The 18,755-nt window shown below is 64.0% G+C and carries 8 protein-coding genes and 1 pseudogene; all 9 read left to right on the top strand.

Translation table 11 applies throughout. From position 1 onward, the window contains the following. Positions 1–37: 37 nt before the first annotated feature. The 9 genes and pseudogenes from K8R92_03635 (at position 38) to K8R92_03595 (ending at position 18,714) form a co-directional block, all read left to right on the top strand. Complete coding sequence (locus K8R92_03635) at positions 38–1,156, top strand: type IV pilus twitching motility protein PilT (GenBank protein ID MCE9618983.1); 1,119 nt, start codon at positions 38–40, stop codon at positions 1,154–1,156. Between the two features lie 246 nt (positions 1,157–1,402). Continuing rightward, on the top strand, positions 1,403–3,124 hold the full coding sequence (gene tadA / locus K8R92_03630) for a Flp pilus assembly complex ATPase component TadA (protein ID MCE9618982.1): 1,722 nt from the start codon (positions 1,403–1,405) through the stop codon (positions 3,122–3,124). 9 nt (positions 3,125–3,133) lie between these two features. Beyond that, positions 3,134–4,432, top strand: coding sequence for a type II secretion system F family protein (locus K8R92_03625; GenBank protein ID MCE9618981.1), 1,299 nt, complete (start codon positions 3,134–3,136; stop codon positions 4,430–4,432). A gap of 7 nt (positions 4,433–4,439) precedes the next feature. After that, positions 4,440–5,780, top strand: coding sequence for a type II secretion system GspH family protein (locus K8R92_03620; GenBank protein ID MCE9618980.1), 1,341 nt, complete (start codon positions 4,440–4,442; stop codon positions 5,778–5,780). After that, positions 5,777–5,857: pseudogene (locus tag K8R92_03615) on the top strand (prepilin-type N-terminal cleavage/methylation domain-containing protein). The gene K8R92_03620 and the pseudogene K8R92_03615 overlap by 4 nt, the downstream one beginning before the upstream one ends. Positions 5,858–6,543: 686 nt before the next feature. Continuing rightward, entirely contained in the window at positions 6,544–7,536 is a 993-nt protein-coding gene (locus K8R92_03610) for a prepilin-type N-terminal cleavage/methylation domain-containing protein (GenBank protein ID MCE9618979.1), read from the top strand. Continuing rightward, the gene (locus K8R92_03605; GenBank protein ID MCE9618978.1) at positions 7,533–9,071 is read left to right on the top strand and encodes a type II secretion system GspH family protein; all 1,539 of its coding nucleotides are present in this window, start codon (positions 7,533–7,535) and stop codon (positions 9,069–9,071) included. Before K8R92_03610 ends, K8R92_03605 begins: the two co-directional genes overlap by 4 nt. After that, positions 9,071–11,116 carry a prepilin-type N-terminal cleavage/methylation domain-containing protein gene (locus tag K8R92_03600; protein MCE9618977.1) on the top strand — a complete coding sequence of 682 codons (2,046 nt, stop codon included), beginning with the start codon at positions 9,071–9,073 and terminating at the stop codon, positions 11,114–11,116. The genes K8R92_03605 and K8R92_03600 overlap by 1 nt, the downstream gene beginning before the upstream one ends. Further along, positions 11,113–18,714, top strand: coding sequence for a hypothetical protein (locus tag K8R92_03595; protein ID MCE9618976.1), 7,602 nt, complete (start codon positions 11,113–11,115; stop codon positions 18,712–18,714). The genes K8R92_03600 and K8R92_03595 overlap by 4 nt, the downstream gene beginning before the upstream one ends. Positions 18,715–18,755 lie beyond the last annotated feature (41 nt).

Raw genomic sequence — 18,755 nt, 5'->3', positions numbered from 1 at the left:
CTCGGAACTCCCCAACGACCCACCCCAGGAACGACCCATGAGCACAGTTCAAATCGACCGACTCCTCGACGTGATGGTGAAGCTGGACGCCTCCGATCTTCACATCACTGTCGGCCGCCCGCCGACCATCCGCCACAACGGCCGCCTGCGGAACCTGCAGACCAAAATCCTCGATCCCGATGACACGATGGCCCTGATGAAGTCCATCACGCCGGAAAAGAACCAGGCGGAGTTCCAGGAAGCGGGGGGCTCCGACTTCGGATTCAGCTTCAGCGAGGCGGCGCGCTTCCGCGTCAGCGTCTTCCGCCAGAAGACCTATGTGGCGATGGTGCTCCGCCTCATCCCCAACCGGCTGCTGCCCTTCGAGGTGATCGGACTGCCGGAGATCTGCCGCGACCTGATCCGCCGCCCCCGAGGACTCTTCCTGGTCACCGGTCCCACCGGCAGCGGCAAGACCACCACCTGTGCCACCCTGCTGGACTACATCAACACCAACTTCGAGAAGCACATCGTGACGGTCGAGGACCCGATCGAGTACTACCACAACCATAAGAAATCCATCGTCAATCAGCGCGAGGTGGGCGCCCTGTCGGACGTTCCCAGCTTCAGCGAGGCGCTGCGCCGTGCGCTGCGTCAGAATCCCGACGTCATCCTGGTCGGTGAAATGCGCGACCTGGACACCATCGAGGCCGCCATCAAGGCCGCCGAGACCGGCCACTTGGTCTTCGGCACCCTGCACACCACCGGCGCCGCCGGAACCATCAACCGAATCATCGACGCCTTCCCGGTGAACCAGCAGGAGCAGGTCCGGGTCCAGCTCTCCACCAGCCTTCTGGCGGTGCTCAGCCAGGTGCTCCTGGCCCGCAGCGACAAGCCCGGCCGCTTGGCCGGCTACGAGTTCATGGTGGTCACGCCCGCCATCAGCAACCTGATCCGCGAAAGCAAGACCTTCCGCATCGATTCGGCCATCCAGACCGGCAAGAAGTTCGGCATGCAGCTGCTCGACGAGCACCTCTGGTCGATCTTCACCAAGGGCATGATCACGGCCGAGGAGATGGTGGATAACGCTCGCAATCCGGATGACTTGAATGAGCGTCTGCGAAAGGCCGGAGCCGGGCCTGTGCGACCGGAACTGATCCAAGCTCCCGAGGCGTAACCCTTGATAATGGTGGCGCATAACGGAGTTATTCGGGTTTCTTTGGGACCTCTTTCACCCCCGTTTCCAAGTTTTGATCCAAGTCCGATTGGTTGATGACGCAATTATCAATTGAATAATCGGGAACTAGATCTATCTGTATTCGAATGTTTCCAAGAATTCGGACGATGAATTCAATTAGGATTTCCCTTTATGCAGCAAGAGAAGCAACTCAAAGTTGATCCTTCCGACGAGCGCTTTGTCCAAATGGAGCTCAAGGGCCGCCGACTCGGCCGGGCGCTCACCAAGCTTGGGAAGGTCACGCGAGAGCAAGTGCATCAGGCGCTGGAATTGCAAAAGACGACGCACAAGGGGAAGCAGCTCGGCGACATCCTGGTCGAGATCGGGCTGATCCAACCCATCGACATTCAGATCGTGCTCTCAGGCATGGGCGGACTTCCGTTCGTCTCCCTGAAGGACCGCACCTTCGACGAGACCACGCTCAAGGCGATCACGGCGGAGACGGCGCGCAGCTACCAGGTCGTCCCGATCGAGTTCGACTCCGTGACCAAGAAGCTGGTGATCGCGCTGAAGGGTCCGGAGAGCTTCCGCGCCGTCGACGACCTGCGGATGCTCATGGGTCTGAAGGTCTCCGCGGTGGTGGCGCCGCCGGATGAGATCGACGCGATCCTCAAGGAGCACTTCCAGTCCAAGGACTCGCTCGCCGAGGTCTACGCCGACCTCTCGCAGAGCAACGCCGCCCAGGCGCTCGAGGGCCGCGGCGCCAGCGTCGACCTGGCCACGCTGCAGGAAGCCGCCAACGACAACAACGTGATCAACCTGCTCAACCTGGTGCTGCTGCAGGCCATCCGCGACAAGGCCAGCGACATCCACCTGGAGCCCTTCGAAGATGAGTTCAAGATGCGCTACCGCATCGACGGCGTGCTCTACGAGATGTCGCCGCCGCCGCCATCGCTGGCGATGGCCATCGTCAGCCGCGTGAAGGTCATGGCCAACCTGGACATCGCCGAGCGCCGCCTGCCGCAGGACGGCCGCATTGAGCTGAACCTGAACAACGCCCCGGTCGACCTCCGCGTCGCCGTGCTGCCGACCATGTTCGGCGAGAGCGTCGTGCTCCGAGTCCTGGACCGCAGCAACGTGCAGCTGAGCCTGGACCGCGTCGGCCTGCGCGAAGACGACCTGGAGAAGGTGCGCGGGCTCATTGCCAAGCCCAACGGCATCGTGATCGTCACCGGCCCGACCGGCAGCGGCAAGACCACCACGCTCTACGCCGCGCTCAACGAGCTCAACACCATCGACACCAAGATCCTGACCGCGGAGGATCCCGTCGAATATGACATCGAGGGGCTGATCCAATGCCAGGTGAACACCGACCAGGAACTGACCTTCGCCAAGCTCCTCCGCAGCTTCCTCCGTCAGGATCCCGACATCATCCTCGTCGGTGAAATCCGCGATCTTGAAACCGCGCAGATCTCCATCCAGGCCAGCCTCACCGGCCACTTGGTCTTCAGCACGCTCCACACCAACGACGCCCCCAGCAGCATCCTGCGCTTGATCGATCTCGGCATCGAGAGCTTCCTGCTCACCGCCACGCTCGAGGCGGTTGTCGCCCAGCGGCTGGTGCGCCGCGTCTGCGCCACCTGCAAGGAGACCTACATCCCCAGCGAGGAGCAGCTCATGGAGCTCTCGCTCCGCTCCTCGGATGTCTCCAGCCGCACCTTCACCCGCGGCAAGGGCTGCGACAAGTGCAACAAGACCGGCTACAAGGGCCGACTCGCGCTCTATGAAATCATGGTCGTCGACGACGCCATGCGCGAGCTCATCATGACCCAGGCCAGCACCAACGTGCTCAAGCAGGCCGCCCGCAAGCGTGGCATGCGCACGCTGCGCGAGAGCGGATTGCTGGCGATCTACGACGGACAGACCACCATCGAGGAAGTGGTCCGGGAAACCCTCTCCGAGGAATAAGCGAGCGCCATGGCCAACACCACCTACGCCTACGAAGCAATGACCGCGGCCGGCAAGGCCCAGAAGGGCACCATGGACGCCGCCTCCAGCGAGGAGGTCATCAAGTCGCTGCGCGGGCAGGGCATGTTCCCCACCAGCGTCCGCGAGCAGAAGGCCACCAAGACGGAGAAGACCAAGAAGGTGAAGGTCGCCAAGAAGAAGGGCAAGGGGATGGGCTTCTCCCTGCCCGGCCGCGTGAACACCAAGACCATGACCAACTTCACGCGCCAGCTCAGCACCCTGCAGGACGCCGGACTGCCGCTGCTGCGCAGCATGCAGATCCTTGAGCAGCAGCAGAAGCCGGGCAAGCTGAAGAAGATCCTCGGCGTGGTCTGCGAGGATGTCGAGGGCGGATCGACCTTGAGCGAATCCTTCGCCAAGCACCCCAAAGCCTTCGACCGCCTCTACTGCAAGATGGTCGCCGCGGGCGAGGTCGGCGGTGTGCTCGACGTCATCCTGCAGCGCCTGGCGGACTTCATGGAAAAGGGCCAGCGCCTGAAGCGGCGCATCAAGGGCGCCATGATCTATCCGGCCTGCGTCATCTCCATCGCCGTGGCCATTGTCACCGGCATCATGTACTTCGTCATCCCGAAGTTCGTCACCATTTTCGCCGACTTCGACGTGAAGTTGCCGGCGCTGACGCTCTTCCTGATCGAGACCAGCAACTGGATCGCGGGCACCAGCAGCAAGAACCAGGCCGTGCCCGGGGTGGTGTGGATTCTGGTCTCGCCCTTCCTCATCATCATTGTCTTCAAGCTCTTCCGCAAGACGGAGTTCGGGCGTGCCGCCTTCGACGTCTTCTTCGTGAAGGCGCCGGGCATCGGCAATCTGGTCCGCAAAACCACCATTGCGCGATTCACGCGTACCCTGGGCACCCTGATCAGCGCCGGCGTACCCATTCTGGAGGCGGTGCTGATCACCCGCGACACCTGCGGCAACTGGATCTATGAGCGGGCCCTGAACAAGGTGCACGACTCCATCCGCGACGGCGAGAGCTTCGCGGCGCCGCTTCGCGCCAGCAAGGTGGTGGACAGCCTGGTGGTGAACATGATCGACGTGGGCGAGGAGACCGGCGACATGGACGTGATGCTCACCAAGATCGCCGACAACTACGACGAAGAAGTCGACGTCGCCGTCGGCAGTCTGCTGAGCCTGCTGGAGCCCTTCATGGTCATCGTGCTTGGAGGCATCATCGGCACCATCGTGCTGGCCCTCTTCCTGCCGTTGGTGAGCATGATCGAAAGCGTCTCCGGAGGCGGAAAGAAATAGGCGCCCCATGACGAACCATCCCCACAGCACCCGGGCACTTCGGGCGGCTCCCAGCCGCCGCGGCGGATTCACCCTGGTGGAGCTGCTGGTGGTGATCGGCGTCATCGCCATGCTCGTCGGCCTGCTGATTGTGGGAATCAACGCGGCGCAGAAGCGCGCCCAGCGGGTCAACACGCAGTTCCTGATGAGCTCGATCTCGCAGGCGCTCTCGCGCTTCAAGTCCGACCACGGCTACTACCCGCCGTTGCTGGGCGACCCATCGACGCTGACCACCAGCACGCTCTGGGGCACTGCGGCCCTCTCAGCGACCCCCTCGACGCAGGTGGGCTACATGCGCGACCTGCTGCCCTCGCCGTCCAACACGGCCAGCGCCGGCCAGACCACCAAGGTCGGCCAGTGGTCCAGCGCCAAGGCCAAGGCGCTGCAGGATTGGAACAGCGTGACCACGCTGCCGGAATATCTGCTGGGCGCCGGCGACCGCTCCGCCGACGGCTATGGCATCTGCGGCGAGCTCTCCTCGCCGCCGCCCACCGACCTCAAGGCAGGCGAGCGCGAGCAACCGCGTGCGGGCATTCGCTCGCCCGGCATGGATGGCGTCTGGGGCGCGGCGCTGCAGCCGATCACCAACGCCGACGTGGCGGCGACTCCAGGCGCGGCGGCTTCCTACTCCGGCGTCACGCTGGGCGCGCCGACCCGCAAGGGACTTTTCTTCACCCGCAATCTGGCCCTGCCCAGCCGCGTGCTGATCGCCACCACCACCGCCACCGGCAACGGCAACGACACCACCAAGTGCATCCTGCGCAGTCGCGCCAATCTTGAGGGCAAGGTGTACGGGCCCTACCTCGAGCTGAAGGATCCTTCGATCCTCGGCGGCATCAAGGGGATCAAGGCCAACGGCGACTATGACATCGTCCGCGCCACCGATGGCGACGACAATTTCGACCGCTATCCAAAGGTGATCCTTGACTACTGGGGGCAGCCCATCCGCTTCTACCGCCGCGGCTACGTCAACTACACGCCCAACACGCCGGATGCGGCGACCGACGGAACCCGCTTTGACCTGGGCGACTTCTTCGCGCTGCGCCCCACCAGCGCCAACGAAAGCGAATTCGTCCCCAACGCGCAGGCCAAGGACGATGTGCTGGACGACGAAAATCCCGACCTGCCGACCTCGATCGCCATCAACGGCAAGGACCGCTCCTCCACGCAGCGGCTGCGCAGCGCCGAGTTCGCGCTGCTCTCCTCGGGTCCCGATCGCAAGCTGGATCGCACGCGGCGCATCGCATTGACCGGCCCCGCCAAGGATGTCGACATCAACGCCGACAACATCGTGGAGACCGGGCCATGAACGTCATCCGCTCAGCCTTCACCCTTGTGGAATTGCTGGTGGTGATCGGCATCATCGCGCTGCTGGCCAGCCTGGTGCTGGCGGTCAGCGGCGGCATTCTGGCCACCAGCGAGCGCAAGCAGGTCGAGGACACCTTCACGCTGCTCAACCAGGCGATCCACGAGCTCGAACTGACCCGCGGCCAGGAGCTGGTCTTCTCGCGCAAGCCCACCGCGGCCTCCCCGCGCGAGCTGGCCTTCTTCGACATCGAGGAGGAGCCGACCGCGCAGGGGGCCTACATCATGCCCAAGATCCTGGCCCTGCTGAAGTCCAACGACCGCAGTCGAGAGTTCATCAACAAGATCAATCCGGAGTTCCTCAAGCGGATCAACAATCCCACGGCGCCGCTCACGGCCAGCGAAAACGTCGACCTGGTGGATCCCTGGGGCAAGCGCATCTCGGTGATTCCCTGCGGGCGGCCCGCCACCGAGCGCGAGATGCGCGATGCCTATCGCACCGTCGGCGCTGTCAAGGGCAACCCGGTCACCGCCGATCCGCTGGGCATCGGCATCGACCGCGACGACCGCACCGTGCGCACCAACGACGAGAAGTTCATCGGCGTCTGCAACGGCCGGCGCTGGTGTTTCCTCTCCAACGGGCCCGACGGCCTCTTCGGCGCTCCGCCCTGGAGTTCGACCAAGGTGGACGCCAACAAGGACGGCATCGAGGATTGGGCCGACAACATCTTCTCGCAGGAGCTCACGCAGCCCGTGGTGGCATTGCCATGAAAAGCGAAGTCCGCGATCTCCGGTTCCACGCTCCAGCGCCGGGCTTCCCGCGCCGCGGCTTCACGCTGATCGAGCTGATGGTCGTCATCGGCATCCTGATCTCGCTGGCCACCCTCACCGCGATCAGCGTCTCCAAGGTGAACAAGGACGCGCGCTTCTCCAAGGCCACCAGCATGGTGATGAACGCGCTGGAGACTGCCCGCACCCTGGCGCTCAAGGACCACCGCCCGGTGATGCTGGTCTTCACCGTGAAGACCCAGCGCACCGGCACGGGGACCTCCGGCGGCCTGCTCAGCGACCCCATCCAGAAGCAGTGGACCCGCATCGTCGGTGCCCGCCTTCGCGACGAGCTGGTGCTGGAGACGGCGCGGCTGCCGATCAACTATTACAACGACCTCTTCGAGGCTCATCCCAGCTTCACGCCGGTGGACCTGCCCGAGGGCATCAAGGTGGCGGGCCCGCTGATGGACTTCGACCGCCGCGACGAGATGTGGGCGACCCAGCCGACCTTCCGCGACAGCAACACCAACTTCACCGACATGGAATATGGCTACATGGTCGGCGTGCTCTTCGGCTCCGACGGCTCGCTGCTCACCCGCATCACCGGCGGCGGCGGCATCGTCAACGCCAGCTCCGGCCGCAATGTGGTGCTGGACATGGACCAGGACGGCGACAAGCTCACCCTGAACTCGCAGGAAAGCATCGGCGCTGGCGGCGACTACACCTACAACTTCGAGGGGGAGGAGCCTTACATTCAGCTCGCTCCTTTCATCGCGGTCTTCAATGACGCCGCCATGCGAGAGCTCTACGACGTGAACAACTGGAAGGGGCCCAACCATCCTGACTGGAGCCCGGGCAACAATCCCTGCTCCAGCTATGGAACCGGACGCACGCGCATGAACTGCGACGAGTCGGAGTACATCAACCAATTCGGCGAGAAGATCTATTTCAACCGCTACACGGGGCGGGCGGAGGTCTTCAAGCGATGACCCGCCGCGCCTTCAGCCTTGTGGAATTGATCCTGGCCATCTTCATCCTTGGCATCGGGATGATCTCCATCGCCGCGCTCTTTCCCGCGGGCATCAAGCAGCAGGAGATCGCCGAGGACGATGTCTACGGGCCGATGGTGGCGCGGCACGCGATGGAGCTGCTGCGCACGCGACTGAAGCAGGAGGATTTCGGCTGCTTCGAGGATTTTTCAGATGCTCCTGCAAATACTTCAAAGGTTGATCCCGTTCCCCTTCAGAACACCACAGCAGCCTCTGGTGCGAACCCATTAGCGCCGACCATTCCCAAGGACTGGATCTGGAAGCGACCCGGCTTCGTGGCGGTGGACGACACCACTACTGCTAACCGCGACGAGCAGGGGATGTACGACATCTTCAGTTACTACCGCACCCGCCGCAGTGTCGCCGCGGGTCGGCTTGCGGCACCCTCCGCACTTCCAGGCAACTTCACCGCGGCCAATCTGTTGACCGACATCAACATGCCCGGGATCGGTTTCGCGAGCGTTCGCAACAAACTCTTCGGAATTCCATACAACCGTGCGAAGTATGACGAATTGCAAGATACGTCGAAACCGAACTATGCCTGGACGTTCACCCAAAGTGGCATTCCCGTCTCCGGCGCGGTGCCGAGTGGAGTGGTCAACACTGGCAATGCTCTGAAGGAGCCCGCCATCTTCATCACCCAGCGAGAGCGCTACTGGCCGATGCCCGCCAACGCGGTGGGACTCACGCCCACGCCGAAGTATGTCTGGGACTGCATGTTCCGCCGGCAGGATGGTCGCATCCTGGTTGGCGTCTTCGTCTACCGGGTGATTCCCGCCAATGGACTCTTGGGCGGCAATTACGCGGCGATGGCGAATGGTCAGCCCATGGGTACCCCTTATGTCACCACGCCGGTGAACTCAACGATTGACCCGGCCTTCGGCAATGCGCTCAAGGACTATCCGCCCATTCCGCAGTGGGTCTCCAGTCGCCCAGGCTCACAGGTAAACCTGTTGCGCAACAAAGGCGACGGACAGGGCAATCCCTGGGGAGCGGGGGGCATCGATGCCAAAGTCGGCAGCACCTTCGCATCGGCGAAGTACAGCCCCAACCGAGACGATTGCGGCGTGCCGGGAACGGGTCCGAGCACCGCGACCACTCCGCCCACCGATCCGACTGCGCTGACCTATTCCGAAACCTGGCAGCAGCCCGGGCAGTGGTTCATCGATGTCTACAACAATGTGCACCATGTTGTCGAGGGCCGCCGCACTCACGATGACGGCCCGGTGATTTTGGCCAAGCCCGTGCCTCGCCAGCCTTACGCCAACTCGCTGGTCGAGGCACCGACCGCCGCGGAGCGCACCAACGACATCGCCGTGAACAAGACTCCGGCGGCAGGGGTCGACTCGCTCATCTGCACTCCCGGCTCCGGCGGCGACGCCGTGCTGGGCATTCAGGACATCTGGTTCGTGCCGCCCTACGACGCCAACGGCAATCAGCTCATTCCCGTCTTCGCCTGCGTGGAGGAGCTCTGATGAAACGAAAGGCCTTCACCCTGGTGGAACTGCTCGTGGCCCTGACGGTGCTGCTGGTGGTGATCATCGCCACGGCGCGCATCTTCGGCACCACCAGCAAGGTGGCGGCCATCGGCGAGGCCAGCGCTGACTTGCAGGCCACTGCAACTGCGATGGAGAAGGTCATCCGCGGCGACATCGAGCGCATCGCCCGCGACGGTGTGCTGGGCCTTCAGTGCGTGGCGGTGCGCAACGACGTGAACCGCTCCGGCCCTCTTGGTGCGGCCACGGCTCCCTTGCTCGATCCGACCCGGCCCGCCGACGAGTTCATCCGCTGCGACCAGCTGGTCTTCTTTGGCCGCGGCCACGAGGAGAGCGGCGTCTATCTGGGTGGCCGCAGCCAGGAGCAGAAGTACGCGCTCTCACTCTACAAGGGTGGCACCCTTAAGGTCGCCCCCGAGTTCACCTCCTATGAGTTCATGGTGCGCTTGGGTCACGCCACGCAGTTTCCCAGCCTACTGGTGGACACCAACAACCCCACGCTGCAGCCGGACGCGGATTTCCTGGGCACCGCGGGCACAGGCATGCCGCCGGTTCCCTGGATGTGGAGCGCCACGCCCACGCTCAGCGCGGCGTACTTCGACGGCGCCGCCAATCTCAATAAGTACATGACCAGTCAGCCCGAAGCCCGCGAATGGACGCTTGCCCGCCAGGTGGTGATGTTGGCCGACGACGGCAACCCGATGCCCGGCACGACACCGACGGCCAAGAACGCAACCTGGTTCCACAGCCTGCAGGCGAGCAACATGAAGGCCAACAGCGCCACCGGCATCGTGCAGTACAACAATCAGGCCGCTGGCTCCGATCCACCCTCACCACAGATCGAGGCAGACTTGACCATCGCCCAGGACATGCTCTGGCCCAACCGCGCCTTGACCGCCTCACGCGTCGACACGGCGGCGACCACCATCGCCGAGTTCCGCGCGCTCGCCGTGTATGGGGCGACCTCGTCGAACCTCTCCAAGGATTTCTACTTCGACCAGACGGGCCGCCTGCCCTGGACCAAGGATGAGGGCACCGATCCGACGGCTGCGACCTTGAAGCTGGGCTATGCCCGCGACCGGATCGCCAACGCGCTCTTTGGGGCGCCTCTAGGACCAATCAATCCCGCGAATCCCATGGGGAGGACATTTGGCCTGTGGGGTTACCCGCGCGCCGAGAAGGTGGCGCCCAGCATGGACCGCACCGACTCGATGGTGGCGCTTCCCTTGCTGGCAGGCAATTGCAGCTCGATCCAGATCGACTGGACTTGGAGCGACGGCACGGCGCACTTCGAGACCCCGGATGGAACGCCGCAGGTGGCGATGCTTCCGGCCACGCCCACGGCCACTCCGGTTCGCAACGCCAACGTCATCGATGTCCCGCTCTCCGGTCTGACCACGCAGTCCTGGCCGCAGCAGCCCTTCATGCCTCCCTCGCCGCCCAATGCAACCGGGGCCATCTCTGTAACCGGAGGTGCCACTGTCGGAAATGTCCCACGAAGCATTCCCTGGTTCGGCCTGCCCGATTCCATGTTTCCGATTCAACAGCGCCGCGGTGTCACGATGCTGGCCGGCCCATCCGTTTCGGATATCGACACGCCGCTCTCGGCGCCTTCCTATGCCACGGCAATCCGGGCGCTGAAGCCTTCCGTCGCCTCCGATCCAACCAAGAGCGCGCCCTTCACTCCGGCCGCGGGCGACATTGAGACCGTCGCCATCGCCTCGCCGCCGATCGATTGCGCGCGCATCGAACGCTTGTGTCCTACGAGTCCGGTAGGCGTTCTTCGCCCCCTCGGATCGGCGACACAGGTCTACTCCTACCAGGCGATCTTCGGACCCAACGGCGACAAGCCCTTCCGCGAGGCTCGCTATCCCGGCGGCGTGGAGCGCGTGATGCGCACCGACTACACGCCATGGCCCACGGCGCTTCGCTTCACCATCACCTTGCACGACCCCAAGCTCGCGTTCTCGCAGGGCCGCGTCTTCCAGTTCGTGGTCGAACTTCCAAAGGCGGACAAACCATGAACAATCCTCGATCCCCCTTTACATCAAGCCTTTCATCGAGTCTTTCATCAAACGGCGCCTGGCGCCGCGGCAACGCCCTGGTGCTGGTCTCGGCCATGCTGGTGCTGCTGGTGCTCATCGCCACGGCCTACCTCTCCCGCACGCAGTCGCAGCGCGACACCGCCGCCGCGATGCAGAACACCAGCGGCGACGACCGCCGCATCGAGTCGATCCGCAAGCAGCTTGCCTCCGAGATCGCCCTGCACCTTTTCGTGAAGCCCGTCGACCCCAAGGGCTCGGGCAACTGGACCGGCGGCGACAGCGCCGGCAACCGGATTCCGCCCAGTCCCTACTCGGTGCGCTACGGCGTGGAGCCCGCGGCCAAGGCCGGCACGGGATGGGGCGACCAGCTCAACAGTTCGCTGGATCCCTCCAACCCAACGGCACTGGTCGCCGGCGCCGACGGCTTCCCCGACGGCTACAACTTCGCACCCTACAGCGTCATCCCCTGGACCAATTGGCCCGACTTCACGGTGCCCACCGGCAATGCCTCCGGCACGCGTTTCACGGTCACCGGCGAGCCCAATGGCAATCCGCTGGGTAATCCCGGCTTCGGCGACACGCGCTGGCTGCGCAGCACCGAGCCGGTGCGCATGAACCGCAACAGCATCGCCTCGCCCGGCGAGGTTGGCATCTTCAACGAGCCCAATGGCGACCGCTTCAGCCACTGGGCGCATCTCTCCTGGCTGCCCACGCCCGCCAACGGCTGGCGCGTGGTGAAGGACATCGCGGACATCGAGGGCACCGTGCTGCAGGGGGCCATGGACCAGGCCACCAATGACGCGTTCGGCACGCCCTATGAACAGTGGCTGCCCAATGTGGTGCCGACGCCGATCCCCAATCCCGGCAGCGATCCGCTGGCGGACAATGCCGCCTGGAGCAATGCTTTCATCACCCGGCGCGACGCATGGTTCACCCGCGCCGGCTACCAGGACGCCATCACCAACGCCAAGGCCAGCACCACGCTGCCCAACCTCTTCAAGCTCGACGATCCGCTGGGCATCGGCCGCTCGCTCGATCCCACGGCCAAAGGCGTCAGCAAGAGCGACGAGTGGATCGACAAGACGCCGCGCAACATTGTCTCGCGCACCTTCTGCGACGCCGACGGCGACGGCTTCACCGACAGCTTCTGGTTCCTGGCCCCGGTGGGCAAGGAGCGCAATGTGCGCACCATCGTGGGCGTGAGCGTGATCGACAACGCCGGCATGGTCGATCTGAATGTGGCCACCCGCGCCGACCGGCGCACCACCGTCGGCTTCACGCCTTCCGACCTGGCCCTGGTCACCTCCGAGCCGGAGCGCTCCCCGGACGACAAGGCGCCCGCCGCGGGCACGCCCACCGACACGCTGGTCGGCCTCTTCGACAATCCCTACAACCAGACCTTCAATACCTTCGACATCGCCAACGACATTGACGGCTTCGCCAGCCCCAGCCAGTTCCGCGTGCAGTTCGATCCCTATCGATGGGCGGGCAACCCGACCTACTACAAGATCGGCGGCACCATCGGCGCGCATGACGTGGGCCAGCCTTCCTTCCTGCAGGCGCTGGGATTGCGCGCCGTGCAAACCCCGATCACCAACCCGCCTGTCTACTACTGGAACGACTATTTCTATGGCCGCCCCTTTGTGCCTTCTGCGACAGCGACGGTGACCAACGAGCCCTTCGGCGGCGACATGCGCGACAACTACGGCCCCGGCGGCCCGGCGCGGCCCGGCCAAGAGAATCCGCTCTACCGCACCAACCTGGCACTCAACACGCAGTTCCGCTCGGCGCTGCCCAATCAGCCCTTCACGCGTCCCACCGAGCGCAATCGCTGGTTCCGCTCCGCGGCCACCGGCATCGGCAGCCTCTACGCCGAGTCGCTCAACGCATCGCTCGGCGCCGGTGCCACCTTCGAGCAGGCCAGCGACCTCTTCGGCATTCCCGTGCCCACGCGGCGCTTCGATGCCAGCGATGAGCTGGAGCTGCGCGCCCACGCCGGCAACAACGATCCCAGTTCCATGTCGCGCCTGGAGCGCAGCCTGAACGCCGATGACATTCAGCGCGACCCCACCTACCTCATCGCCGACTCGGTGCTGCGCTCGACCGTTTTGCGCGGTGAAGCGGGGGGCGGCGAGGAGCAGCTCACCAGCCCGCAATTGGTCAAGGACCTGCGCCGCAAGGTGACCGTGGTCAGCGGCCAGCGCAACGAGATGATGCCACCCTGGCTCTGGATCGGGCGGCCTTACTTGGTCGCGGGTCCGAACTCACGCGAGACCTTCCAGAACTCCATGCTCTGGCTGGGACTGCATCCGGAAACGCCCGGACCGCGCGACGAGGATGGCAACGGCCGCATTGATGGCTCGTCAACTGGCATTAGCGAGCTGGGCTTCGGCAAGATGGATCTCTGGCGGGTCTCCACTTCGGCCGATCCCTTCCTGGATGGAGTTGCCACGGCAGATATGGCTATTAACCAACCCATGGACGGCCGCGACTGGAACCGCGCCATCCGCTACTTCGAGGAGCTCAACAAGAAATTGGACTTGCGGCAGCCGTTGCTGGTCAACCGGGATGTCAAGGACGAGAACTCCGGCGCCGCTACTCCCGACGGTGTGCCTGACCGCAACGCCGACGGAACGCTCGATCAGTATCTGGCCATGACCGTCACCGACCAGCGCCTGGCCATGCAGGACTTTGTCCGCCTGGCCCGCGCCCGTCTGCGAGCGGCGCTGCGCATCCATTCGCCAATGACGCCATTGTCGGCGAACGCCTATGGATTGATCACGACCGAAGTTCTCGGCATCAACGACTCCTTCGCCGACTACACCGACCGCTTCTACGAGCAGTTCATGTTCACCACGAACACCAAGACCCGAATCGCGACCTCCAATGGCAGCGCCACGCTGGGCTCGCTGGCCAGCCCGAGCAAGACCGCCAAGGAGATGATCGCCTACCGCAGCGCCTGGAGCACCGAGGCCCTGACCGCGAGCATGGCCGCCAACATCGCCACCTGGCGCAGCCGTGCCGACCAGATGTTCGACACCAACCCAACCACGGGCTTTGCGGATTCGACGCAACCGCTGCGGGCCGTCAATCAGCCGATCCTGCCTGACAATTTCAGCGCGGCTACGCCCTACAGCCAGTCCGCGCTTGCTCCGCTGGCCACGCGAGCGGTCGATCCCTCCAAGCCAACGGGCAGTTTTCAAAATTACGATTTCGTGACCGGCTCCAATCCGGGCTCCGCGACTTCGCCGGACGCGACCACCGCCGATGTGGTCTTCCCCGGCGTCGAGAAGCATCCCTTCTTCACCGAAGTGTTCTTCGGCTGGGTCTATCCCGCCACCACCACCGATGACATCGGCGGTTCCGGCAAGATCGTCACCGCGCGATTTGGCGTGTGCGATTGCCTCAGTGGTGGACCTCCGTCGCCTGAACGATACAAATTCGTCGCAGTCGTCAACGGCAGGGTGGGCGACATCACGACCGATCCGAAATACGTCGACAAGGTGAAGCTTTTCTACGGAACCAACGGAAATCAATCCACTCCGGACGACGGGGTCGGCCAATATGCCGTCAGCGACATCAAGCGCGACACGCTGGATGAAATCCGCACTCCGGTGCTGGTGGTTCAGGTCGCGAATCCATGGAACGAGCCGATCCGCCTGGGCGACTACCGCATCAACATTTTCGGCTTCGGGGAATATGACTTCCCGGATTACGAGCTGGACAGCGCCGGCAATGTGGTGCTGGACAGCAACAACCGGCCCGTGCCGCTGATGCTGGCACCCTCCACCGAGACCGAACCCGCCACGGCGACGGTCTATCTCATCGCCAATGTCCTGGGCAATCCCACCAACACGCCTTCGGCCATCACCAACACGCCCGTCAAGGAAAACGACCTGGAGAATGTCGCGACCTGGGATCCCATCTTCCGTCGGCGCTGGCTCGATTATTTCGATCTTCTGGAGTATTCCGATCCGGTCCGGAATGCTCCGGTCATTTCGGCGGCCGCATACGCCACCTTGCCGCAGATCGCGACCTCGCCCATCTCGAGCCCTCTCTATCCCTACTCGACGAAGGATGTGCCGACGACGGCTGCCGCCGCCAATGTCCTGCCGCGCAGCAAGCTGCTCAACGCGATGCAGAATCCCCTTTCAGGTGCGGCCCCCGGCATCACCACCAAGAAATACATTGACAACATCTTCGCCTTCAAGCAGCAGCTGACCCGCGACAACATGGCCCGCGGCATCACCCTGCACCGCGTGCTGAAGAATCCCGCCGTCGGCAACGCCATCAACCCGAATCTGCAGGCCGCCGCCAAGGACATCACCCTCGAAGTGGATCGCTTCGACGGCCACACCGATTTCGACCATTGGTCGACCACCAATCCCGACGCGACGACGGTCTTGGGAGCACCCGCGTTTGCGGACGAGCGCAATTTCGACACCAACCTGATCACCGGCGGCCGGTTCGCCTCGGCGGCGGCGCGCATCACCCTGCCACCCACCACGGCGAAGGCCACGGGCGGCAAACTTTGGCCCAACGTTGCTGAAATGCTGGGCGCCGCAATGCCCGGCCAGACCGACCGCTCCTACGACGGACCGGGCGCCGACATCAATCTCTTTCCGCCTCCCACGGCACGGGCCTTTGTCCGGGCTTCGGACAATGAGTTTCGAACCAAGAAAATGACGGTCCTTGATCTCTCATGCACGACATGCGAAAGAACGGGCGAAGCGGACAGCGTGGTGCCGCCGGACTTTTTCCCCGGCATTGTGCTGGGCGAGATCCAGTCGACGGCGTCTCCCAATGCGCGGCCCGTTGGCGACTATTTCACCACCTGGACCCATGCCTCGCGGAACTGGTCGCGACTGTTCGACGCCAAATTCGTCGCGGAACGATCCTGGCCCAGCGGCATCGGAGCCAACATGATCCCGAATGACCGCACCTATCCTGCGGCTGTTTCGGCCCAGGTGCTGAACCAGTTGCCGGTCTGGGGTTACACGCGCCAGCTGGTCACGGGATCCTTCGCGTCCAACCCGCTTCCGAGCGATTCGACCAAGTCGCGAAGCCCGATGATTCCGGTCGAGCGTTTCGCTCCCCGCTTCATGTTCGCCAATCGAACCGAGCCGGAGGTCACGAATCGGCCGTTTGACATGCAGCCGTCGCGCATTGAAACATGGAATGTGGTCTTGAACCGTTCCAGCACTCCCAAGCCCCCCGGCAAGGCCGCCAACAAGGGTGTTTCCTCGGTCACGGCTCGTTCGCAGGGCGATGTCTTCGCCCTGGGTTTCAAGGACGGCACGCTGAATCCGATTCCAAAGGACATCAACGACAACGATCCGGATCTCTGGACGGTCCCCTATCCCTGGACCACCGATGCGACCTACCAATTCATGCGCGCCACCAAGAGCTTCAAGATGTTGCTCACGCCGGTGTGGGCGCCGCTTCCGGATTTCTGCGGAATGGTTGAGCCCAACGGCAACGCGCAGGACACCATCATTCCCGGGCCTCCGGTGGCGGCTCCCAATCCATGCTGGCCAACACTTGTGTTGCGCAAGCCCACATCCTTCAACAACCAGACGGTGGTGTTCAATCCATCGGGTTCCAACTACTACCCGCAGACCGCGGGCAATCTGCTGCCGAAGCAGGTCACGGCCTATTACGGAAATCCCCGAACCGGCGCAGGGGGCACTCCGCTCCGGGATACCAAGTTCGTCACGCCGTGGTGGTCGGTGCCGGCCGGATGCAAGGAGATGGCGGGAGTGACCGCGGGTGAGACCCTTATTCCGGATGATCAATATCGCGTGTACATGGCCGACAAGGGCGCTCGCTTGCTCGATCATGATGGATTGCTCCTGCCCGTGGATTTGGGCAGCGGTGGGCAGGCTGCCGGCCGACCGTGGCGCGCCCGCGGCATGTGGAACACGCTCGATCGCATTCCGCAGGAGAAGAGCCTGCAGATGCTCCAGAAGGACGATGACTTCGAGCAAGTCGGCGAGCTGCTTGATGTCTTCGCGTGGGGACCCGCCTATCGCTGCGACAATCCGCTGCAGGCCAACAACGCGCTGGCGGCGAGTGGCGAAAAGCGGCCCGATGTGACGGCGCTGGCCGGTCCGACCTTGCTGACCGTTTCTCTTCCCAATCCGCAGGCCAAGGCGACCTTCGCCGAGATCATGAGCAACCGGGTCCCCGGCTATCCGGTGGGCGAGGGGCCCAATGTGAATCGCATCCAGGTCGATCCGCTCAATGTCGCCTACGCCAGGGGCACCGGTCTGCCTTATCAGTACGGCGGCACCTCCGCGCTGCGCACGCCTTATGCGCCCAATGTCCCGTGGGGCATGCGCATCTTCGACTGCTTTACCGTGGATGGCGCCGGCGCCCAGCTCCGCTTCGACTGGACCGATCCCGCCAACAGTGCGTCGATCGCGCTGGGCGGCGCCAATGTGCTGTCGGCGGGCGTTGAGGTTCCCGACATCTCCAACACCACGGGTCGCAACACGCCGGTCGCGGCCGCGGGCGGGCGCCCGGCGGGTGCGCTGGTCCCGATGGATGTCAATCGCAACACCTTTGTCACGCCGAGCGTGGTCACCGCGCAGACGCTTGCGCAATGGGAGTACGACCGCAGCCCCAGCCTCGCCGGCAACTACTCCGGCACGCCGACCAAGGGGTTGATCAACATCAACACCGCGCCGGTGGAGGTGCTCAAGACGCTGCCCTTCATGACCGAGCTGGTCTACGACGACACCGGGCGATTCGACGGCGCGGCGCCCAATACGCCGATCGCCGCACAGATTCCCGAGCCGGGATCGTCGGGGGACAACCGGTTCGTGCGCGTGCCGCTGACGATGGAGATCTACCGCGACCAGCTCAATCCCAACCCGGCCGCCTCGAATTGGACCTATCTGCCGACCGATCCCATGACGATGAACCCCGGCAACACTGCGCTCTATCCAACCTATGTCGATCGCGGCGGCTCCTCCTTCGCGAACTTGATTCCCGATCCGCTGCCCACCTCGGGCCTGAGCGTCAATTACAACACCGGCATGCAGAGCCAGCGCGGCTTTTCCACCGTGGGCGAAGTGATCGGCCTCGCCCGGCAGGCGGCTGACATGTCCTGGACCATTCGCGCGGCGGGACTCGACCCCTACAACAAGAACTTCGAGATGAGCTGGCAGGCCCGCGACGACACACCGAAGAACTCGAACTCGCCAACCGATCTCGATCCGCTGGACGGGCGGCTCTCGACCGACCGCCAGGGCGTGCGCCAGTTCGACTACGTCAAGGGCACCTCGATGTCGGACCGCCGCGTGATCCGCTACGACAGCAGTTACGGCGACAGCGAGGAGCAGAACCTGCTCTTCAAGGGCATCTCCAACCTGATCACCACACGCAGCGATGTCTTCACGGTCTACTTCAGGGTGCGCACCGTGAAGCAGAACCCCATCGACGGCAAGTGGAATGGCAGCGATCGGGACTCGGTGATCGACGACGCTCGCTATGTGATGTGCGTCGATCGCACCAACGTGAACCGGCCGACCGACGAGCCGAAGATCGTCTACTTCAGCCGCGTTCCGGAGTGACCGGCGCGGCGGCCGCGCTCTTCGCCCCAACCGCGGATTTC

The sequence above is a fragment of the Planctomycetota bacterium genome (assembly GCA_021414025.1).
Taxonomy (GTDB): domain Bacteria; phylum Planctomycetota; class Phycisphaerae; order Phycisphaerales; family SM1A02; genus SYAC01.
This window is presented reverse-complemented; position numbering and strand designations above follow the sequence as displayed.